The organism is Janthinobacterium sp. 344, assembly GCF_900112025.1.
GTDB lineage: Bacteria > Pseudomonadota > Gammaproteobacteria > Burkholderiales > Burkholderiaceae_D > Janthinobacterium.
The window spans coordinates 1-19,953 of the sequence record NZ_FOKL01000007.1; the positions used below are offsets into that span (position 1 = coordinate 1).

Annotated in this window: 17 protein-coding genes; 12 read left to right on the forward strand and 5 right to left on the reverse strand. The window is 63.9% G+C overall.

Going from position 1 to position 19,953, the window contains the following annotated elements:
• Nucleotides 1-482, reverse strand: a 482-nt coding sequence (locus BM193_RS18485; protein WP_139229970.1) for a carbohydrate porin, incomplete at its 3' end; no start/stop codon positions are given.
• 310 nt (nucleotides 483-792) lie between these two features.
• On the opposite strand from BM193_RS18485, the gene BM193_RS18490 reads away from it, so the two are divergent.
• The 8 genes from BM193_RS18490 (at nucleotide 793) to BM193_RS18525 (ending at nucleotide 10,550) form a co-directional block, all read left to right on the forward strand.
• Nucleotides 793-2,103, forward strand: a complete 1,311-nt coding sequence (locus BM193_RS18490; RefSeq protein WP_092799845.1) for an ABC transporter substrate-binding protein — start codon at nucleotides 793-795, stop codon at nucleotides 2,101-2,103.
• Nucleotides 2,104-2,262: 159 nt separating this feature from the next.
• Nucleotides 2,263-3,123: a carbohydrate ABC transporter permease gene (locus tag BM193_RS18495; RefSeq protein ID WP_092799843.1), complete on the forward strand. Its 861-nt coding sequence runs from the start codon at nucleotides 2,263-2,265 to the stop codon at nucleotides 3,121-3,123.
• Between the two features lie 10 nt (nucleotides 3,124-3,133).
• The gene (locus BM193_RS18500; RefSeq protein ID WP_092799841.1) at nucleotides 3,134-3,952 is read left to right on the forward strand and encodes a carbohydrate ABC transporter permease; all 819 of its coding nucleotides are present in this window, start codon (nucleotides 3,134-3,136) and stop codon (nucleotides 3,950-3,952) included.
• Nucleotides 3,953-3,972: 20 nt separating this feature from the next.
• The gene (locus BM193_RS18505; protein ID WP_092799839.1) at nucleotides 3,973-5,022 is read left to right on the forward strand and encodes an ABC transporter ATP-binding protein; all 1,050 of its coding nucleotides are present in this window, start codon (nucleotides 3,973-3,975) and stop codon (nucleotides 5,020-5,022) included.
• Nucleotides 5,022-6,497, forward strand: coding sequence for a mannitol dehydrogenase family protein (locus tag BM193_RS18510; RefSeq protein WP_175533345.1), 1,476 nt, complete (start codon nucleotides 5,022-5,024; stop codon nucleotides 6,495-6,497). The genes BM193_RS18505 and BM193_RS18510 overlap by 1 nt, the downstream gene beginning before the upstream one ends.
• A 15-nt stretch (nucleotides 6,498-6,512) precedes the next feature.
• Nucleotides 6,513-7,430, forward strand: a complete 918-nt coding sequence (locus BM193_RS18515; protein ID WP_092799837.1) for a helix-turn-helix domain-containing protein — start codon at nucleotides 6,513-6,515, stop codon at nucleotides 7,428-7,430.
• Nucleotides 7,431-7,486: 56 nt separating this feature from the next.
• Nucleotides 7,487-8,422, forward strand: coding sequence for a helix-turn-helix domain-containing protein (locus BM193_RS18520; protein ID WP_217638499.1), 936 nt, complete (start codon nucleotides 7,487-7,489; stop codon nucleotides 8,420-8,422).
• Nucleotides 8,423-8,495: 73 nt separating this feature from the next.
• On the forward strand, nucleotides 8,496-10,550 hold the full coding sequence (locus BM193_RS18525; RefSeq protein ID WP_092799833.1) for an esterase-like activity of phytase family protein: 2,055 nt from the start codon (nucleotides 8,496-8,498) through the stop codon (nucleotides 10,548-10,550).
• A 193-nt stretch (nucleotides 10,551-10,743) separates the two neighbouring features.
• On the opposite strand, the gene BM193_RS18530 is transcribed toward BM193_RS18525, so the two are convergent.
• Nucleotides 10,744-12,822, reverse strand: coding sequence for a S9 family peptidase (locus BM193_RS18530; protein ID WP_092799831.1), 2,079 nt, complete (start codon nucleotides 12,820-12,822; stop codon nucleotides 10,744-10,746).
• 119 nt (nucleotides 12,823-12,941) lie between these two features.
• Complete coding sequence (locus BM193_RS18535; protein WP_092799829.1) at nucleotides 12,942-13,649, reverse strand: glutathione S-transferase family protein; 708 nt, start codon at nucleotides 13,647-13,649, stop codon at nucleotides 12,942-12,944.
• Between the two features lie 112 nt (nucleotides 13,650-13,761).
• Between BM193_RS18535 and BM193_RS18540 the strand changes: the two genes are divergently transcribed.
• The 4 genes from BM193_RS18540 to BM193_RS18555 all read left to right on the forward strand — a co-directional run bounded on the left by BM193_RS18540 (nucleotide 13,762) and on the right by BM193_RS18555 (nucleotide 18,186).
• Nucleotides 13,762-14,127 (forward strand): winged helix-turn-helix transcriptional regulator, encoded by a 366-nt coding sequence (locus tag BM193_RS18540; protein ID WP_092799827.1) that lies wholly within the window; start codon nucleotides 13,762-13,764, stop codon nucleotides 14,125-14,127.
• A 61-nt stretch (nucleotides 14,128-14,188) separates the two neighbouring features.
• On the forward strand, nucleotides 14,189-14,779 hold the full coding sequence (locus BM193_RS18545) for a hypothetical protein (RefSeq protein ID WP_092799825.1): 591 nt from the start codon (nucleotides 14,189-14,191) through the stop codon (nucleotides 14,777-14,779).
• 376 nt (nucleotides 14,780-15,155) lie between these two features.
• The gene (locus tag BM193_RS18550; protein ID WP_092799823.1) at nucleotides 15,156-16,412 is read left to right on the forward strand and encodes an HD-GYP domain-containing protein; all 1,257 of its coding nucleotides are present in this window, start codon (nucleotides 15,156-15,158) and stop codon (nucleotides 16,410-16,412) included.
• A 133-nt stretch (nucleotides 16,413-16,545) separates the two neighbouring features.
• Complete coding sequence (locus tag BM193_RS18555; protein WP_092832463.1) at nucleotides 16,546-18,186, forward strand: methyl-accepting chemotaxis protein; 1,641 nt, start codon at nucleotides 16,546-16,548, stop codon at nucleotides 18,184-18,186.
• Here the strand turns inward: BM193_RS18555 and BM193_RS18560 are convergent.
• Both BM193_RS18560 and BM193_RS18565 read right to left on the reverse strand, forming a co-directional pair.
• Complete coding sequence (locus BM193_RS18560) at nucleotides 18,158-19,006, reverse strand: DUF2071 domain-containing protein (protein ID WP_092799819.1); 849 nt, start codon at nucleotides 19,004-19,006, stop codon at nucleotides 18,158-18,160. The genes BM193_RS18555 and BM193_RS18560 overlap by 29 nt on opposite strands.
• Before the next feature lie 114 nt (nucleotides 19,007-19,120).
• Nucleotides 19,121-19,903: a 3-hydroxybutyrate dehydrogenase gene (locus BM193_RS18565; protein ID WP_092799817.1), complete on the reverse strand. Its 783-nt coding sequence runs from the start codon at nucleotides 19,901-19,903 to the stop codon at nucleotides 19,121-19,123.
• Nucleotides 19,904-19,953 lie beyond the last annotated feature (50 nt).

Genomic DNA, 19,953 nt, shown 5'->3' on the forward strand with positions numbered 1-19,953 from the left:
AGGCCGGCACCGGTGCCGTTCATGTTGATGTATTGCAGATCCAGCATGTGGATGTCGGGACGGTAGTAGAAGCGCTTGCCGACCCAGGCCGTGCCGCCATTGAGGAAATCGAGTCCCTGCGCTTCGACGTAGGCTTTCACGATGCCCAGCTTGTTGTCGCCGAAATCGGAGTTCGGCGCATACGCGTTGACCCAGATGGTGGCCAGGTAGTTCACGCCGCCGGACTTGGCGATGGATTTGGTGTAGCCGAATTCCGTGTAGGCATCGCACTCATTGCCCAGACGATATTTCATGGTATTGCCGCCCAGACCAAAACAGCCTTGTGAGCCGCCGTCGCCCGAGGTATTGCTGCCGGCGCCGGCGCGCAGGTAGCCGTGGAAGCCTTCGGAATCGGATGGGTACATGGGGTCGGCAACGGCGGCAGCGCTGGCGAGGACGAGGAGCAGGGCGGCAGGTATGACTTTCAATGCAGTGCGTTTCATGCGGTCTCCAGAAGGATGTAGGTGGTAGCGGTGGCGTCCCGGGAGGGGCCCGCCGCGCACGGTCTAATGCCGAAAACCAAGTCTAGCAGCGCATTTTTAACCACCCTGATACAAAACGAACAAGTCGCGATACTTTCTTTTAAAGTGTTGTTTTTACTCAATGTCGATACTCTCGCGCATCGCGGCGCTGCAAAAGAGTATTGAATTGCGGTTTTGGAGTATCAGAAAGTATCAAAGTCCGGTGATACATTGTGGTCGTGGTGCTAAGTATTCAGGCATTGCCAACGACAAAAAACACTGGAGACACACAATGAAACGTTCCGCCATTGCCGCGCTGTGCGCCGGCGCTTTCTGCTTCGCCTCGTCCGCTCTTGCCGCAACCGATCTCGTCATCGCCACCGTCAACAACGGCCACATGATCGAAATGCAAAAGCTCAGCAAGTTTTTCGAGCAAGCCAATCCCGACATCAAGCTCAAGTGGGTGACACTGGAAGAGGGCGTCCTGCGCCAGCGCATGACCACCGACATCGCCACCAAGGGCGGCCAGTTCGACGTGATGACCATCGGCCTGTATGAAACGCCCATCTGGGGCAAGAAAAACTGGCTGATCCCCATCAAGCCGGACGCCAAATACGATATCGACGACTTGCTGCCCGCCATCCGCGAGGGACTTTCCGGTGACGGCAAGCTGTACGCGTCACCGTTCTATGGCGAAAGCTCGATGATCATGTACCGCAGCGACCTGGTCAAGAAGGCCGGCATGAGCATCGAAGACCGTCCCACCTGGAACCACTTGCGCGACGTGGCGGCCAAGCTGCACGACCCGGCCAACGGCGTGTATGGCATCTGCCTGCGCGGCAAGCCGGGCTGGGGCGACAATATGGCGCTGATCACCACCATGGCCAATTCCTACGGCGGCCAGCTGTTCGACATGCAATGGAAGCCGCAATTTACCAGCAAGCCGTGGAAGGACGCGGTCAATATGTACGTCGACCTGATGAAGAAATACGGTCCGCCGGGCGCGGCCGCCAACAGCTTCAATGAAAACCTGGCGCTGTTCAACCAGGGCAAGTGCGGCATCTGGATCGACGCGACGATCGCCGCCTCCTTCATCACGGACCCGAAACAGAGCAAGGTGGCCGACAAGGTGGGGTTCGCCCAGTCGCCCGTCGGCGTGACGGAGCGGGGCGCCAATTGGCTGTGGATCTGGTCGCTCGCCATCCCGTCCAGTTCCAAGCACCCGAATGAGGCGCAACGCTTCATCAACTGGGCCACCTCGCCAGACTACGTGAAACTGGTGGCCAAGGAAACCAGCTGGGCCAACGTGCCGACGGGTACGCGCAAGTCCACGTATGCGAGCCCCGAGTTCCAGAAAGTGGCGAAATTCGCCGCCGCCGAAGGCAAGGCCCTGGCCACCACGCGCGCCGTGCAAAGCACCTTGCCGCCATCGCCCTACGTGGGCGTGCAATTCGCCTCGATTCCCGAATTCCAGGTGATCGGCGTGGCGGCCGGCCAGCAGATGGCGGCAGCGCTGCTGGGCAAGGTGACGGTGGACCAGGCGCTGGAATTGTCGCAGCAGACGGCGGAACGCGAGATGCGCAAGGGCGGGTATTACAAGTAAGAGGATAGCCTGCCAAACCTGCTGCGCGGTTTGTCGTATGCAAACAGGTGATGCTGTTGTAACCCGAAAGGCGAAAGCTGGGGTCGGACCCTCAGGGTCCGACCCCGGTATCTTGGCCTTGCGGGTTTAAAAGATACCTCACGTCTCAAGAGAACCCTTATGAAACGCCTTATCCCCCGGACTTTGCTGACGCCGGCCGTGGTCGCCGTCTCCGTCATTTCGGTGATCCCGCTGTTGATCACCCTGTATTACTCGTTCGTGCGTTATTCCATGCTCGATCCGAGCGGCCATCCTTTCCATGGCCTGGCCAATTTCCACTTTTTCTTTACCGATGCCTCGTTCCTGCCGGCCTTGCAGAATACGTTTACCTTGCTGTTTTCCGTCATGCTGATCACGGTGGTGCTGGGCACGGCGCTGGGCTTGCTGATCAATGAAGCGTTCCCCGGGCGCGCCGTCGTGCGCGTGCTGCTGATTTCGCCTTTCCTCGTCATGCCGGCCGTGAATGCCCTGATGTGGAAGAACATGCTGCTCAACCCGATCTACGGCCTGTTCGCGCAGATCAGCCTCTTCTTTGGCGCCACGCCCGTCGACTGGCTGTCGGCCCACCCCCTGTTTTCCATCATCATGATGGTCTCCTGGCAATGGTTGCCGTTCGCCTGCCTGATCTTCATGACGGCCCTGCAATCGATGGACCGCGAACAGCTGGAGGCGGCGCGCATGGATGGCGCCACGTATCTGCAGCAATTGCGTTATCTCTACATTCCGCACCTGGGCCGCGCCGTCTCGGTGGTGCTGATGATCGAGATGATCTTTTTGCTGTCGATCTTTGCGGAAATCTTTACCACCACGGGCGGCGGTCCCGGCTTCGACACGACCACCATCACCTTCATGATCTATCAGCAGGCACTGCTGTCGTATGACGTGGGAGCGGCTTCCGCCGGCGCCCTGTTCGCCGTGCTCATCGCCAACATCGCCGCCTTCTTCCTGATGCGCGTCATCGGCAAGAACCTGTCGAAATAAGGAGACCATCATGCATGGCAAATTTAATCTGTATGGCCGCACGGCCGCCGCCTGGCTGTGCGCGCTGCTGCTGTTCTTCCCCATCTTCTGGCTGGGCCTGATGGCCTTCAAGACGGAGGGACAAGCCATTTCCACGCCGCCGCTGCTGTTCTTCACGCCGACCCTGGACAGCTTCCGTGAAGTGCTGGCGCGCGACAATTACTTCGGCTATGCGTGGAACTCGCTGTTTACCAGCGTGGTCTCGACGGCCATCGGCCTCCTGATCGCCATCCCGGCCGCGTATTCGATGGCCTTCTTTCCCACGGGCGGCACCATTGGCTTGCTGAAATTCATGCTCAGCTCGCGCTACATGCCCGGCGTGGGCGCCCTGATGCCCATCTACATCTGCTATCAGTACTTCGGCCTGCTCGACACGCGCATCGGCCTGACCATCATGTTCATGCTGATGAATCTGCCCATCATGATCTGGTTGCTGTACACGAGCATGAAGGAACTGCCGCGCGAAATCCTGGAAGCGTCGCGCATGGATGGCGCCACCGTGTGGGACGAGTTCCGCCACGTCGTGCTGCCCCTGTCCGTGGGCGGCATCGCCTCCACGGCGCTCGTGTGCATGGTGTGGTCGTGGAATGAATCGTTCTGGTCGCTGAATCTGGGCGCCTCGAACGCGGGCACGCTGGCCTGGCTCATCGCCTCGTATTCGAGTCCGGAAGGCCTGTTCTGGGCCAAATTGTCGGCCGCTTCGCTGATGGCCATCGCGCCCATCATGGCGTTGGGCTGGTTCTGCCAGAAACAATTGGTCCAGGGGATGACTTTCGGCGCCGTCAAATAATTAAAGAATTGAGAAAAATCATGGCTTACCTTCAACTGAGCAATATCGAGAAATTCTTCGGCGAGCACCGCGCCATCAAGGGCATCGACCTGGAAATCCGGCAGGGCGAGTTCGTCGTCTTCGTGGGACCGTCCGGCTGCGGCAAATCGACCCTGCTGCGCCTGATCGCGGGCCTGGAACCGATCGACGGCGGCAAGCTGTCGCTCGACGGGCGCGACATCACGAACCTGCCGTCATCGAAGCGCGACCTGGCGATGGTGTTCCAGTCGTATGCGCTGTATCCGCACATGACGGTGTTCCAGAACATGTCCTTCGCCTTGAAACTGGCCGGCGTCGATCCGGCCATCATCCGCGAGAAAGTCGACAAGGCGGCCGCCATCCTCGACCTGGGGAAATACCTGGAGCGCACGCCGAAGGAACTGTCGGGCGGCCAGCGCCAGCGGGTGGCCATCGGCCGCGCCATCGTGCGCGACCCGAAGGTGTTTCTGTTCGATGAACCGCTGTCGAACCTGGATGCGGCCCTGCGTGTGCAGACGCGCATCGAGATCGCCAAGCTGCACCGCGAGCTGGGCGCCACCACCATCTACGTCACGCATGACCAGGTCGAGGCGATGACCCTGGCCGACCGCGTGGTGGTGCTGCGCGACGGGCAGATCGAGCAGCATGGCTCGCCATTGGAACTGTACGACCGTCCCGCCAACCGCTTCGTGGCGCAATTCATCGGCACGCCCAGCATGAACGTGGTGCCGGCCGATGCGGCGCCGCAGCTGCTGGCGCAGGCGGGCAGCGCGGCGCAGGCGGACGGCTTTGTCGGCATCCGCCCCGAGCACGTGCACCTGGGCGCGGCGCAGCCGGGCAGCGTGCCCGTCACCGTCGATCTGGTGGAGTCCTTGGGCGTGGAAACCCTGACCTATGTGCGCCTGCCGAACAACGTGCAGGTGGTGTCGCGCGGCGCGCAGCGCAGCAGCCTGCAGCCTGGCCAGCAGACGCATCTGACCTTCGAGCCCGGCTTCGTGCATTATTTCGACCGCGCCGGCAAGACCTATGCGGCGGCGAAAGGAGCGCTGTGATGGACGCCATCGCCTTGAAACAAGCGAACCTGGCGCAGCTGCCGGCCGCAATCGCCGTTCCCGCCTACGCGCGCGAGACGCTTGTGCCCAGCATCGTGCATATCGGCGTGGGCGGCTTTTACCGCGCGCACCAGGCCGTGTATCTCGATGATTTGCTGGCCTTGCCGGGCAATGCCCAATGGGGCTACTGCGGCGTGGGCTTGCTGGAACATGACGCCGCCATGCGCGACGCCATGCGGTCGCAGGATGGGCTGTACACGGTGGTCGAGCGCAGCGCGGCCGGCGACGCGGCGCGCATCATCGGCTGCATCGGCGAGTATCTGTATGCGCCCGATGATCCGCAAGCCGTGCTGGAAAAACTGGCCGATGCGGGCACGCGCATCGTTTCGCTGACCATCACGGAGGGCGGCTACTACGTCAACCAGGGCACGGGCGAATTCGATGCGACGCATCCCGACATCGTCCACGAACTGGCGCATCCCGAGGCGCCGCGCTGCTCGTTCGGCTACCTGGCCGCGGCGCTGGCCCTGCGCCACCAGCGGGGCCTGCCGCCCTTCGCCATCATGTCCTGCGATAACCTGCAAAACAATGGCGACGTCACGCGCAAGATGCTGCTGGCCTTTGTCGCCCTGCGCGACCTGGACCTGGCGCGCTGGCTGGCCACGCATTGCAGCTTCCCGAACAGCATGGTCGACCGCATCACGCCGGCCACCACCGATGAACACCGGGCGCTGGTGCGCGACAGCTTCGGCATCGTCGATGCCTGGCCCGTCGTGTGCGAACCGTTCCGCCAGTGGGTCATCGAGGATGAATTCCCGCAGGGCCGCCCGGCCTGGGAAAAGGTGGGCGCGCAGATGACGCACGACGTGCTGCCGTATGAAAAAATGAAGCTGCGCCTCTTGAACGCCAGCCACCAGGCCCTGTGCTATATCGGCATGCAGCTGGGCTACACGTATGCGCACGAAGCGATGGCCGACCCCGGCATCCGGCTGCTGGTGCGGCGCATGATGGATGACGAGGTCACGCCGCTGCTGGACGAAGTGGAAGGCATCGACCTTGCGCTGTACAAGGCGACCCTGATCGAGCGCTTCTCGAATCCGGCCGTGCGCGACCAGCTGGCGCGCATCGGCACGGAGGGTTCCGCGCGCATCCCGAAATTCGTGCTGCCTTCCGTGCGCGAGGCGCTGGCGCAGGGCGGCGCCATCAAGCTGCTGGCCTTTACGGTGGCGTGCTGGTTCCGCTACCTGGAAGGCCACGACGAGCAGGGACGCGACATGCCCTTGAACGATCCGTATGCGGCGCGCCTGCGCGCGCTGGCGCTGCAGGGCGGCGCGGACGCCACGGCGCTGCTGTCCCTGCGCGAACTGTTCGGCGACTTGAGCGACACGCCGGCGTTCGCGCAGGCGGTGGGCGAGGCGCTGGTCAGCCTGTATGGCCTGGGGGCGCGCACGGCCCTGGAACAGATCGTCGCCTGACGGGGAGGGCGCGCCATGCAACGCAAGGCCGAATATCCACAGCCGCAGATGGAGCTGGAACAGCAGCGCGACGCCACGCCCGGCTTCGAGCCGAAAGGCAGTTTCGGCTTCATCCGCTACCTGGAGCACGGCTTTCCGAATTCGCTGGTGCGCTGGCATTACCACGACGAATACGAGCTGCACCTGATCGTCGAGAGCAGCGGCAAGGTCTTCGTTGGCGACTATATCGGCCAGTTCGCGCCCGGCCATCTGGTGCTGACGGGGCCGCGCGTGCCGCATAACTGGGTCTCGCTCGACACGCCGCCCGAGGGCGTGGCGCTGCGCGACATGGTGATCCAGTTTTCGCATCCGCCGCTGGCCTCGATGGCGGCCGTCATCCCGGAACTGAAAGGGATCTTCCCGCTCTTGCAGCGTGCCCTGCATGGCGTGGAATTCTTTGGCGTCAGCGAGCAGACGCTGCGCCGCTTCCAGCACATCCGCGACAGCAGCGGCCTGCCGCGTTTCATCGAGTTCTTGACCCTGCTGGGCGAGCTGGCGCAGACCAGCGACTACCAGCTGCTGTCGACGGTGCCGATGCAGTCCAGCGACGACGACGTGGCCCTGGCGCGCATCAGCTCCGCCATCAACTACATCGTGCACAATTACAGCAGCCAGTTTTCGCTGAAGCAGCTGGCCGAGCAGGTGGACATGCCGGAGCGGACGTTTTCGCGCTTTTTTCGCAGCGCCACGGGCAACAGCTTCACGGACTTCGTCAACCGCCTGCGCATCAACAAGGCGTGCCAGCTGCTGATGGAGACGGAGCGCTACGTCAGCAACATCTGCTACGAGGCGGGATTCAACAATGTGGCCAATTTCAACCGGCGCTTCCTGGAACTGAAAGGCATGACGCCGAAGGAATTCCGCCAGCAGGCGCTGGGCCGCTTTGGCGCATGAGGCTTTTTGAGGTACATTGGATGGCGAAGGCAGGAGACAGCCACAGAGAGACGAGCATGGAACATACCTGGCAAAACGGCTACCGCGACAGCGAGCGCAAGGCGCCCGAGCTGGAACGCGAAAGCTATGACGGCATCATCAATTACCTGGAACACGGCTATCCCAGCTCCCGCGTGCGCTGGCACTGCCATGAGGAATACGAGCTGCACCTGATCGTCGCCACCAGCGGGCGCCTGTTCGTGGGCGACTACATCGGCGAATTCTCGCCCGGCCACCTGGTGCTGACGGGACCGCGCCTGCCGCACAACTGGATCTCGAATGTGGTGCCGGACGGCGGCGTGGCCCTGCGCGACATGATCGTGCAGTTCGCCCATGCGCCGCTGGCCGGCGCGGCGCGCGTCATCCCCGAATTGCGCGAACTGCTGCCGCTGCTGGAGCGATCCAGCTACGGCGTGGAGTTTTTCGGCATGGGGCACGAGGCCGAACAGCACCTGGCGCGCATCCGCGCCACGCATGGCGCCGAGCGCTTCGCCGAGTTCGTCCAGATGATGAGCAAGCTGGCGCGCACAGCCAACTATCGCTTGCTGTCGAGCGCCTCCCTGCGTTCCTACGACGATGACGCCACCCTGGCCAAGGTCAATTCCGTCCTCAACTACATCACCGATAATTACCGCGAGCCGATTTCGGCGGAAATGCTGGCCGAGCAGGTGGGCATGTCGCTGAGTAAATTCTCGCGCTTCTTCCGCAAGGCGACGGGCAACAGCTTCACGGATTTCATCAGCCGCCTGCGCATCAACAAGGCCTGCCAGCTGCTGATGGATACCGACCAGTATGTGTCGAACGTCTGCTATGACGTGGGTTTCCAGAACGTGGCCAATTTCAACCGCCGCTTCCTGCAGGTGAAGGGCGTCACGCCCAAGGAATTCCGGCGCCAGGCCGACGGCCGCTTCGGCGGCATCGGCGGGCCTGTCGCGGATATGCCACAGGCGTAAGGGCTGTCACGGGCTTGTCACCTTGTCCAGTTACTCTTCCCGGCTGACTCCACCCACCTTAGCCGAGGAATGCATGAACACTGCTGTAACGTCGACCCCGAAACTGACCCTGCTGGCCATCGCCGCCGGCCTGGCCCTGGCCGCCTGTGGCGGCAGCGATAATCCACCGGCGGAACCATCCAAGCCCGTGGCGCAGACGGGTGTGTTCCTCGACGGCGCGGTGGAAGGGCTCGATTACGTGGCCGGCAGCGCGGCCAAGGCCAGCACCAACGCCAAGGGCGAATTCATTTGCAACGCTGGCGAGACGGTGGCCTTCAGCGTGGGCGGCCTGGCTCTCGGCTCGGCGCCATGCGGCGCCGTCGTCACGCCGCTGGCGCTGGCCGCCAGCACGAACGTGGCGGACGACAAGGTCGTCAACCGCCTGCTGGCGCTGCAACTACTCGATGACGACAGCGATCCGTCGAACGGCATCAAGCTGACGGCCGACGTGAAGGCTGCGCTGGCCGGCAAGACCCTGGACTTTGCCAGCGCGCCAGCCGCCTTCAATGCGGCCCTGGCCGCGCACCTGGCGGCGGTGGGCGGTAAGTTCGCCGGCCGCACGGTCGATGCGGAACGCCGCGCCCTCGTGCGCGAGCATTTCGAGGATACCCTCGCCTCAAAAGCGGGCGCGCCCGTCAACGAGGCGCTGACGCAAGCCAATCCCGTGGGTGAAGTGAAAGTCACCGTGACGCGCTACCAGATCCAGGCGGCCGACAAATTCTACGTGCCGTACGAAGGCGCGAATGCCAAGATCAAGGGCGAATTCCCGAACGGCTTCCTGCCGTCCTACGGTTCGGGCCTGGCCTACAAGGGCAAGAACGCGGCGGGCGAGCTGGAATTCTACGGCTTGACGGACCGTGGCCCGAATGGCGACGGCCCGCTGGTGCCAGACCCGTCGGGCAAGGGCACGATCGGCAGCAAGATTTTTCCTTCCCCGAGTTTTACGCCCTCGTTTGGCGTCATCACGGTCGGCAAGAACGGCGCCGTGCTGGCGTCGAGCACCCCGATCAAGGTGTCGGCCACGGTGAACAGCTCCGGTTTGCCCGTGCCCGTGGGCGCGGTGGGCAATTCGGCCGAGATTCCCGTCATGGATGCGATGAAGTTCGATGCGACCGGCAAGGCCGTCTTCAATGCCGGCGGCCTCGATTCGGAAGCCATCGTCGTCGACGCCAAGCGCAATGCGCTGTGGGTCTCGGACGAATATGGCCCCTTCATCATCAAGATCGATGCGGCCACGGGCATCATCCAGGCCAAGTACGAGCCGGGCAAGGGCTTGCCGGCCTTGTTCGCCAAGCGCCGCGCCAACCGCGGCATGGAAGGCATGACCTTAGATACGAGCAACGACAAGCTGTACGCCTTCTTGCAAAGCCCCTTGAGCGATGGCACGGCCATGTATTCGGTCACGAAAAAAGCCGAGCAGGTCGAGCGCTTCGCCCGCTTCACGCGCTGGATCGAATTCGACCCGGTGACGGGCGGCAGCGGCAAGATGTATGCGTATCCGCTGAATGCGGCCGACTACCAGGATGGCCGCACGGGCAACGCCAAGCTGGGCGACATGGTGGCGCTGGGCGGCGGCAAGTTCCTCGTCATCGAGCAGGGCGCCGCGCCGTCGGGCAAGGTGTTCAACAAGCTGATGCTGGTCGAACTGAAGGGCGCCACGGATATCGCGGTGGCCGCCTTCAACGCGACGACCTCGGACCTGGAAAAGAGCAGCATGGGCGGCGTAGCCGTGAATGGCGCCGACTGGGCCGCTGTCACGCCGCTGAAGAAAACTGTGCTGCTGGACTTGAACGCCATCGGCTGGGCGGCGGAAAAGGCGGAGGGATTGACGCTCATCGACGAATCCACCATCGCGCTGGCCAACGACAACGACTTCGGCATGAAAACCAAGGTGTATGACGCGGCCGGCGTGGAGGTGAAGGACGCCGACGTCACCAAGTGCACGGTCGACGCGAACGGCGTCATCGTCACCAGCAGCGCGGCCGGCTGCAACGCGGCCAACAGCATCCGCGTGGCGCGCGGCGACGACCGCGAGCGGCCAAGCCGCTTGTGGATCGTGAAGTTCGCCAAGGCGCTCAATACGTATTGATGCAGTTTGATGGACGTAAAAAAGCCGTGCAGGATTCAGCACGGCTTTTTTCATTTATGAAAACCACATCGCCTCAACACCTGACAAAACCGTAGCGAGCGGCAGTGATTTGTGGTCGAGAAGCGCAGCCGTACTTTAGTACGGCGAGCATCGCCGACCGCAAAGCGCGACGCGCAGTAGGTTTGGTCAGGTGTTATTTAGTATACGTATTCAACCAATCGAGCACCGTGTGATGCCACAGCAGCGAATTGGCCGGCTTCAGCACCCAGTGGTTTTCGTCCGGGAAGACCAGCAGCTTGCTCGGGATGCCGCGGCGCTGCAGCGCCGTGAAGGTGCCCAGGCCTTGCGCGGTGGGGATGCGGAAATCGAGGTCGCCCTGCACCACCAGCATCGGCGTCTTCCAGTTCTTCACGAAGTTGACGGGGTTGAACTGCTCGTACTTGGCCGGCGCGTCGTAGTAGGTGCCGCCGTTTTCCCATTCGGTGAACCACAGTTCTTCCGTCGCGTAGGCCATGCCGCGGTTGTCGAACACGCCATCGTGGTTGACCAGGCACTTGAAGCCGTCCGGCCAGTTACCGGCGATCCAGTTCATCATGTAGCCGCCGTACGACGCGCCCAGCGCGCAGCTGCGCTCGCGGTCCAGCCACGGGAATTTTTTGGTGGCCGCTTCCAGGCCTTTTTGCAGGTCGATCAGCGGCTTGCCGCCCCAGTCGCCGCTGATGGCATCCGTGAACTTCTGGCCATAGCCGGTCGAGCCGTGGAAGTCGATGAAGACGGTGGCGTAGCCGGCGCCCGCATACACTTGCGGATTCCAGCGGTAGCTCCAGCTGTTGCCGAAGCTGCCCTGCGGGCCGCCGTGGACTAAAAAGGCGACCGGATACTTTTCGCCGGCCTTGGCATTCCATGGCTTCATCACGTGGCCGTAGACGGTTTCGCCATCGGCGCCGGCGAACGAGAACTGTTCATATTCGCCGAAGCGCACGTCGGCCAGCGCTGCCGCATTCTGTTTCGTCAGCTGCTGCATCGGCGCCGTTTCCGACTTGGCGTCGAGCTTGCGCGTGTACAGCTGCGCGCCCGAGGCCAGGCTGGCTTGCGCCAGCACGATGGTACTGCCGCGCACGTCGAACTCGCCCACGGCGCCCTTGCCCGTCAGGGCCGTGACCTTGCCGCTGGCCGCGTCGATGTGGAACAAGCGATGCTGGCCCACGTCATCGGCCGTCACGAGGAAGGCCTTGCCGTCCGGCGTCCAGCGGAAGTCGGACACGGAACGGTCCCAGTCGTCGGCCACGGTGCGCTTCTTGCCCGTGGCGACATCCATCAGCACCAAATGAAAACGGTCCGCCTCGAAGCCGGGCCTGGTCATGGCGACATAGGCCAGGGTGCGGCCATCGGGCGAATACGTGGCTTTCGCATCCCAGGCGGGATTGTCGGCCGTGAGGTTGCGCGGCGCCTGGCCGCCGGCGGCAGGGATCGTGTAGACGTCGAAGTTGGTCGACCACGATTCCGTGCGGCCGGCCACGCGGATCGAGAAGGCCACGGTCTTGCCGTCCGGGCTGAAATGGTATTCGCCGTTGTCGCCGAACGGCTTCGATGGCGCGTCGCCATCGAGGGTGCCGCTCAGGCTGACGGGCGTGGCGCTGACCTTGCCCGTGGCGTCGATGGGCGCCGAGTACAGCGCGTTGCGGCGGCCGTCGGCCCAGGTGTCCCAGTGGCGCACGAACATCTGGTCGTAGACCATGCCGCTGGCCTTGTTCTTGGCTTTTTCATCGAGGCGTTTTTTCGTGCAGGCGAGGTCCGCGCAATCGAGGAAGACGCCCATGCTGAAGGCCAGGCGGTCGCCCTGCGGCGACAGGCGGTAGGTATCGACGTCTAGCGCCAGGTCGGTGACCTTGGCCGCTTCGCCGCCCGTCAGGGGCAGTTGCCACACTTGCGAGGAACCGGAGCGGCCCGAGAGGAAGTAGATGGCGTCGCCGTTCGGCGACCATTGCGGATCGCTGGCGCTGGCATCGCCGCGCGTCAGCTGACGTGGCGCCGCGTTCGGCGCGCGCAGGTCGATCATCCACAGCTGCGTATTGCCGCGGTTCTTGTCCAGGTTGGTGGTGCGCACCGTGTAGACGACGCGCGTGGCGTCCGGCGACAGCACGGGGCTGCCGACTCTTTCCATGGCCACCATGTCTTCGACGGTGAAACCGCGCGGCGCGGCCGATGCCGGCACGGCGGTGGTGGCCAGGGCGGCACTGAATGCTCCCAAGAGCAACAGACGTAAACTCATTCAAACTCCAGTTTTTATAATGCGACGTTATGGATATGATATTGACGAGGCCGGCTGTACCGCCGGCAGCCCGACATCATAGCAATAAAGACGTGCCCGCTGCGGGAGTTGACCGCCGGTTAGCCGGCCGCAGCTGCCAGTTGGTCGAGCGCCACGTGGCCCAGGAAACCGCCCCGGCTGGCGGCCGGCAAGCCCGCCTCGATGGCGTGGGCGAAGCGGATGCCGGGGTCCTGTTCCAGCGCGGCCAGCACGCGCGCCACGTGCGGATAGTCGCTCAAGCGCGCCAGCCGCAGCGGCTCGGCCCAGCGCGCCGTGGCGGCCAGGTAGGCGTCGGCGATCGTCGGCGCGGCATCGGAAGCGAGCCAGGCGCGGCCATCGAGCAGGCGCTCCAGGTGCGCCAGGCTTTTATTCACCTTGTCGACGGCCATTTCGCGCCAGACGGCCGCGCGCGTATCGCCTTCTGCCGCACGCGACGCCTGGAAGGCGGGCATGAAGGCGGCGTGGAAGGTCGTGTGCAGGAACGACAGCACGCTGTTCAGGCGGTCGCAGGCGGGCGTGCCTTGCGCAAAGCCCAGGCAGCTGGCCGGCGCGCGGGCGGAGATGTGCAGCAGGATCGCCATGCTTTCGAGCAGCGGCGCGCCCGCGTGCGTGAGCAGGGCCGGCGTCTGGCCCAGGGGATTGATGGCGAGAAAGGCCGGATGCTGCTTGCTGGCCGGGTCGCGCGCTTCGACGCGGGCCAGGCGATACGGCAGGCCGCTCCATTCGAGGGCGGCGATGGCGGCAAACGAGCAGCCGAACGGCACGCTGTAGATCAGGGTGGTTTCCATGCTGGAGTTCCATTGAGCTGAGGGAAGGGCAGTCTAGCCGCGATGCTTACTATTTGGAAGAAGGCAGAATAATGTGATATAGGTACATTTTTTATACCAGATTGGGATCGCCATGAAGGACAATGTCTCCGGCTGCGCCGTGGAAGAAGCCATGCGTTTGCTCGGTGGGCGCTGGAGAGTGGTGCTGCTCAGCTATCTGATGGCGGGACCGAAGCGCTTCAGCGAAATCCGCCGCGCCGTGCCGAATATCTCGCAGCGCATGCTGACCCTGGACTTGCGCGCGCTGGAAGCGGCGGGCTTGCTGACGCGCACGATCTATGCGGAAGTGCCCGTCAAGGTGGAATACCAGCTGACGGACGAGGGCCTGCGCTTGCGCGAGCTGGTCGAGATGCTGCGCGCCATCGGCTTGCGCCTGCGCGGACAGGCGGACGGGGGCGGCGCCTTTCTCGCGCCCGATGCCGTGGATAGTTCTCTATAGAAACAGCTGTTTTTATGCAAAGTGCTAGACTGCCAGCCTTTGACCACTACTTTCGACACCCATGCGCCTGACTACTCTCGCCCTGACCGCCGCCGCCCTGTTCGCCACCTTGCCCGCCCATGCGGCCAGCATGCCGACGCTGGAGCAAATCCACGCCGCCGTGCAGGCGGGCGTGGCCAAGACTCAAGCGAGGACGCAATCGAGCATACCGATTTCCGTCAAGGTCACCGGCCTGCAGGGTTGCCAGGATTCGCTGGAAGTGCCGGGCGAAGTCGTCTGTCTGGTGAGCATGAGCGCCGGCATGCGCGACGGGTTCACCGTGCTGCCGCTGCGTAACGAGAACGGCACCTGGGTCGGCGTCGAGCGCAAGCATGCGAAATTTGCGGGACCGTCGCCGGCCGAGGCGCAAGCGATGATACGCGCGTGGGCCAAGGAAGAAGTGGCGCGCGATCCGGAGGCGGCCAAGGACGTGCAGATGCAGGAAGCGCAAAGCACCATGCAGGTCAAGGCCGTCAACGAGTGCGAGGTCAAGCGCCAGACGGGCTACCTGGTCTGCGATACGCAGTTGAGCGTGCCGAGCCGCCCTGACGGCATCAAGACGGAACTGACCTTCATGCTGGAAAGCGCCGGCTGGCGCTACGTGCCGCGCTAAGCCGCCGGCCGCCACGCCGCCCGCGCATCCGCGTGGCCATCCTGCACCCATAGCGCCAGCCCCTTTTCAGGGCCTCTGGCGCTGGCCTACCTCCCTCCTGCACAGCAAGCCTGCGTGGCGGCCCTTGAGGCCGCTGGCAGTCATGCCGCATCCCGCACCGGCACGATCGATCCCCTTCAGCAAGCCAACATGCCTTAATTGGTATATTCGTTATATTGATATTTATTCATCACAAAAATGATAGAATTTGTGATTATTTATTTTTTGTTGCGGTTTCATCATATAAAACAATATATTTGGTTTAATTATTATTTTTGGCGTATTATATTGATAATGCGCAAGTAAATGCTGCGATCTGACTGTCTGGAGAACCGCCATGCTGAAAAAAATAAGGAGTAGCGAACTCGCGCTGGGAATGTATGTCGAGCGTCTGGGCCGTTCCTGGCTCGATACTCCTTTCTGGACGCGTTCTTTCTTGCTGGAGTCACCGGCTGACCTGGAGCGTATCCGCTCGGCACGCCTGTGCGAAGTGTGGATCGACACGGCGCGCGGGCAGGCGCCGCAAGTGGCGCTGCCTGCCGCGCCGCCTGCTCCCGCCGTACCGCCTGTCGCCGCGGCCGCGCCGGCAGCCGTGCCCGCAAACAAAAGCGGCGCCGCCAGCGATGCGCCGCCGCCCCGTTCGCGCGAGGAAGCGTTGTCCCACGCCCGGCGCCTGATCGAACGCTCGCGCCAGGCCGTGCAGACGATGTTCGACGAGGTGCGCATGGGCAAGGCCTTGTCTGCGGAGCAAGCCTACGAACTGGTCGACGATATCGCCGCCTCGGTGCAGCGCGGCGGCGATGTCCTGCTGGGCCTGGCGCGCCTGAAAACGGCCGACAACTACACGTACATGCATTCCGTGGCCGTGTGCGCGCTGATGACGGCGCTGGCCAGGGAACTGGGCCTGGCGCCCGAGCAAGTGCGCTCGGCCGGCCTGGCGGGCTTGCTGCACGATATCGGCAAGATGGCCGTGCCGTCCGCCATCCTCAACAAGCCGGGCAGCCTGAACGAAGCGGAATTTTCCTCCGTGCGCGCCCATCCGGCGGCCGGCCACCGCATGTTGCAGGAGGTAGGCGAGATCGACCCGGTGGCGCTCGACGTGTGCCTGCACCACCATGAAAAACTCGACGGCAGCGGCTATCCCAAGGGCTTGCGCGGCGAGGAGATCAGCCTGTTTGCGCGCATGGGCGCCATCTGCGACGTGTACGACGCGATCACCTCGAACCGGCCGTACAAGCAGGGCTGGTGCCCGGCCGATTCGCTGCGCCGCATGGCCGCCTGGCGCGGCGGACATCTTGACGCGCAACTGTTTGCCGCCTTCGTCAAATGCCTGGGCATCTATCCGCTGGGCACCCTGGTGCGCCTGCAATCGGAGCGCCTGGCCGTGGTGGTGGGACAGGCGGCGGGCAAGCCGCTGACCTCGCCCACCGTGCGCGTATTCTTTTCCATCCGCGCCGGTACCTGCATCGTCCCGACCGACGTCGACCTGTCGACGCAAGGTTGTCTGGAGCGCATTGTTTCCACGGAAACCGCAGCCGAGTGGCGCTTGCAGGACATCAACCGTTACTGGGCCGGCGAGCTTGCCGTGGCATAGCTGGAATAAAGTATATTTTGTTATTAATAAAATATTAAAATAATGGTGCCAGTGCCGTGCCCGCTTTCCTGACTGGCGGCCGTTCCTTGTCCGCATACCCGTCACCGTACGGGCTACTTCTGAGGATGTGACCATGCGACTCAATCTTCCCGTCAGCGATACCGAAATCAACCTGAGCGATACCGAGACCATCGTCTCGACTACCGACTTGCAAGGCAATATCACGTATGCCAACCCGTATTTCATCGCCGTCAGCGGTTACAGTGCGGAAGAATTGATCGGCGCGCCACAGAACATCCTGCGGCATCCGGACATGCCGGTCGAGGCGTTCGCCGATTTCTGGGCCACCATCCGCTCGGGGCGGTCGTGGAGCGGCATGGTCAAGAACCGCTGCAAGAACGGCGATTACTACTGGGTGCTGGCCAACGTCACACCCGTGGTGGAAGACGGCGTGGCGGTCGGCTACATGTCGGTGCGCACCAAGCCCACGCGCCAGCAGGTGGCGCAGGCGTCGGCCCTGTACGCGCGCATCAAGGCGGGGCAGGCGGACGGCATCGCCATCAGCCAGGGCGCCGCCGTGCGCACGGGCTGGCTGGCGAAGCTGCTCAGCTTGCGCGACCTGGCGCTGGGCAAGCGCATCGGCTGGAACCTGGGCTTGCTGACGGCGGTCCTGCTGCTGCAGCTGGGCTGGAACGCGGGCTGGCTGCCGGCGCGCGCGGGCAGCTGGCTGACGGGCTTGTCCGTGGTGGCCGTGCTGGCGACCCTGTATTTCTGGCACACCCTGCACCGCGCCGTGCTGCAGCCCTTGCAGCGGGCGCGCCAGGCGTGCGACGTGATGGCGGGCGGCGACCTGACGGGCGAGCTCGACATCACGCGGCGCGACGAGATGGGCCAGCTGCTGCGCTCGCTGCGTCAGCTGCGCGTGAACCTGCATTCCATCGTCGGCGATGTGCGCGGCAATTTCTTGCGCATCAGCATGGCCAGCCAGGAAATCGCGGCCGGCAATATGGACTTGTCCGGCCGCACGGAAGCGCAGGCCTCGGCTTTGCAGCAGACGGCGTCGAGCATGGAGCAGCTGGCCGCCACGGTGCAGCAAAACAGCGGCAATGCCGTGCAGGCCAGCGACATGGCCGGCAAGGTGCATGGCCTGGCGGGGCGGGGCGGCGAGATCGTCGGCCAGGGGGGGACGATGATGGGAGAAATTAACGCCTCATCGAAGAAGATCGGCGACATCACGGGCATCATCGAAGGCATTGCCTTCCAGACCAATATCCTCGCCTTGAATGCGGCCGTGGAAGCGGCGCGCGCGGGCGACCAGGGACGCGGCTTTGCCGTCGTGGCCGGCGAAGTGCGCAGCCTGGCCCAGCGCAGCGCCTCGGCCGCCACGGAAATCAAGCAGCTGATCACGGCCTCGCTGGCACAGGTGCAGGCGGGCGCGAAGCTGGCGGAACAGGCGGGCGCCAGCAGCGCCGAAATGCTGGGCGCCGTGCAGGGTGTGCACGGCATCATGGAAGAGATCGCTTCCGCCTCGCGCGAGCAAAGCCACGGCATCGGCCAGGTCAACATGGCCGTCACGCAGATGGATGAAGTGACGCAACAGAACGCGGCGCTGGTCGAGGAATCGGCGGCCGCGTCCGCCTCGCTGCAGGACCAGACCTTGCAGCTGGAGCAGGCCATGGCCCTGTTCAAGCTGGAGCGGCGGCGCGGCGGCGCGGCCGCGCCCCTGCGCGCGCGCGAGCGCCGCGCTACAGCAGGCGCTCTGACAGCGCCTTGAACGGCACTTGCGGCACGAGAAAGGCGAACGGCGGCGACAGCGGCGGTAATTGCCCCAGCAAGCCGCAGCCTGCGCGCGAGGCGGTCAGCGCCTGCACTTGATCCAGATCAATGGGCAGGTCGATTTCACCGAAGACCAGCTTGCCGTTGCGCGGCACGTGGGCGATGGCCGCATCCTGGCAGGCGAGAAAGGCGACGGCGTCGCGCCAGTTGCCGAACAATGCCTGCCAGTCGCCATCGAGCGTCTTGCTTTCAATAATGTCTGCCTGGAAATCCAGCGGCGGCGCGCTGCCGGCGCCGGGCGCGATCGTGCAGCGCGCCTGCGTGGCGGACACGTCCAGGCGCATGGCCTCGGCCAGATGCGTGGGCAGGATGTCGCTGAACAGCCGCGTGCCCAGCGCATGCGGCACGCTGTCCATGATGTTTTTCAGGAAAAACACGCAGGGCACGTCCGGCGCGCCCGGCGGCGTATGCGCCAGGTACAGTCGCCAGTTGCTTTGCAGGGGCGACGGCAGCAGCCGGCGCAGCGGCCCAAGCAGGGCGGGGCCGAAATGCCCGTGGCGGTAGGTCAGCACCGTGAACGGCGTCTTGCCGTCGCGCTGCCACAAGCGCACGCCCGGCGGCAGCAATCGCTGCGCGGCAGCGGCATCGACGAGCCAGCTCACGTAGACGACGTCGCGCACGTCGCTGCGCAGGGTCAGGAAGGGCAGGCGCGACAGGATGGCCTGGCGTGCCTTGGCGACGCGCGCGCTATTGGCCAGCGCGGCAAACAGGCGCCCCGGCCAGCCCGCGCGCGGGTGGCGGTAGGTATTGTCGTGCAATTGGGAACTTTCGGGGAAATAACGGAGGGGGGACACTCACGCAACAGCGCCCGCCCACATCGGCATCGCAGGCCGCACGGGGCGCCGCGCAGCCGATGCGGGCGGGCGTCGCGCTTACTGCATATACCAGCCGTGGCTGACGACGATGGACTGGCCGCTCAGGGCCGTCGACGGGAAGGCCGCCAGGAAGATGGCCGTTTGCGCCACGTCCTGCGTGGTGGTGAATTCGCCGTCGATGGTGTCTTTCAGCATGACTTTCTTGATGACGTCTTCTTCGCTGATCTTCAGCTGCGCCGCCTGTTCGGGGATTTGCTTGTCGACCAGCGGCGTGCGCACGAAGCCCGGGCAGATGACGTTGGCGCGGATATGGTCTTTCGCGCCTTCCTTGGCCACCACCTTGGCCAGTCCCAGCAAGCCGTGCTTGGCGGCCACGTAGGCGCTCTTGAAGGGCGAACCTTCGTGCGAGTGCACGGAGCCCATGTAGATGATGGCGCCGCCGCGGCCCGCCTTGATCATTTCGCGCATGCACGCGCGCGTGGTGAGAAAAGCGCCGTCCAGGTGAATGGCCAGCATCTTTTTCCATTGCTCGAACGGATAGTCGACGACGGGGCTGATGATCTGGATGCCGGCGTTGCTGATCAGCACATCGATGCCGCCGAAGTGGGCGGCCGCATCTGCCACGCCCTTGTCGACCTGCTCTTCGCTGGTGACGTCCATGGCGACGGCAAAGGCCTGGCCGCCCGACTGCCGGATTTCCTCGGCCGTCTTGTTGGCCGCGTCGAGGGCCAGGTCGGCGATGACGACCTTGGCGCCTTGTTTCGCGTATTCAATAGCTATTTCCTTGCCGATACCACTGGCGGCGCCGGTAATCAGTGCGACTTTGTCCTTGAGTTGCATATTAATCCTTTGCATTGCGGGTTGGAGTGATCGAGGGAAGCTTGCCTACG

Excerpts from the sequence above, each read along its gene's own strand:
- BM193_RS18565 (WP_092799817.1), bottom strand. The coding sequence starts at position 19,903 with ATGCAACTCAAGGACAAAGTCGCACTGATTACCGGCGCCGCCAGTGGT.
- BM193_RS18505 (WP_092799839.1), top strand. The coding sequence starts at position 3,973 with ATGGCTTACCTTCAACTGAGCAATATCGAGAAATTCTTCGGCGAGCAC.
- BM193_RS18550 (WP_092799823.1), top strand. The coding sequence starts at position 15,156 with ATGCTGAAAAAAATAAGGAGTAGCGAACTCGCGCTGGGAATGTATGTC.
- BM193_RS18510 (WP_175533345.1), top strand. The coding sequence starts at position 5,022 with ATGGACGCCATCGCCTTGAAACAAGCGAACCTGGCGCAGCTGCCGGCC.
- BM193_RS18540 (WP_092799827.1), top strand. The coding sequence starts at position 13,762 with ATGAAGGACAATGTCTCCGGCTGCGCCGTGGAAGAAGCCATGCGTTTG.
- BM193_RS18490 (WP_092799845.1), top strand. The coding sequence starts at position 793 with ATGAAACGTTCCGCCATTGCCGCGCTGTGCGCCGGCGCTTTCTGCTTC.
- BM193_RS18520 (WP_217638499.1), top strand. The coding sequence starts at position 7,487 with ATGGAACATACCTGGCAAAACGGCTACCGCGACAGCGAGCGCAAGGCG.
- BM193_RS18495 (WP_092799843.1), top strand. The coding sequence starts at position 2,263 with ATGAAACGCCTTATCCCCCGGACTTTGCTGACGCCGGCCGTGGTCGCC.
- BM193_RS18530 (WP_092799831.1), bottom strand. The coding sequence starts at position 12,822 with ATGAGTTTACGTCTGTTGCTCTTGGGAGCATTCAGTGCCGCCCTGGCC.
- BM193_RS18555 (WP_092832463.1), top strand. The coding sequence starts at position 16,546 with ATGCGACTCAATCTTCCCGTCAGCGATACCGAAATCAACCTGAGCGAT.
- BM193_RS18545 (WP_092799825.1), top strand. The coding sequence starts at position 14,189 with ATGCGCCTGACTACTCTCGCCCTGACCGCCGCCGCCCTGTTCGCCACC.
- BM193_RS18500 (WP_092799841.1), top strand. The coding sequence starts at position 3,134 with ATGCATGGCAAATTTAATCTGTATGGCCGCACGGCCGCCGCCTGGCTG.
- BM193_RS18515 (WP_092799837.1), top strand. The coding sequence starts at position 6,513 with ATGCAACGCAAGGCCGAATATCCACAGCCGCAGATGGAGCTGGAACAG.
- BM193_RS18535 (WP_092799829.1), bottom strand. The coding sequence starts at position 13,649 with ATGGAAACCACCCTGATCTACAGCGTGCCGTTCGGCTGCTCGTTTGCC.
- BM193_RS18525 (WP_092799833.1), top strand. The coding sequence starts at position 8,496 with ATGAACACTGCTGTAACGTCGACCCCGAAACTGACCCTGCTGGCCATC.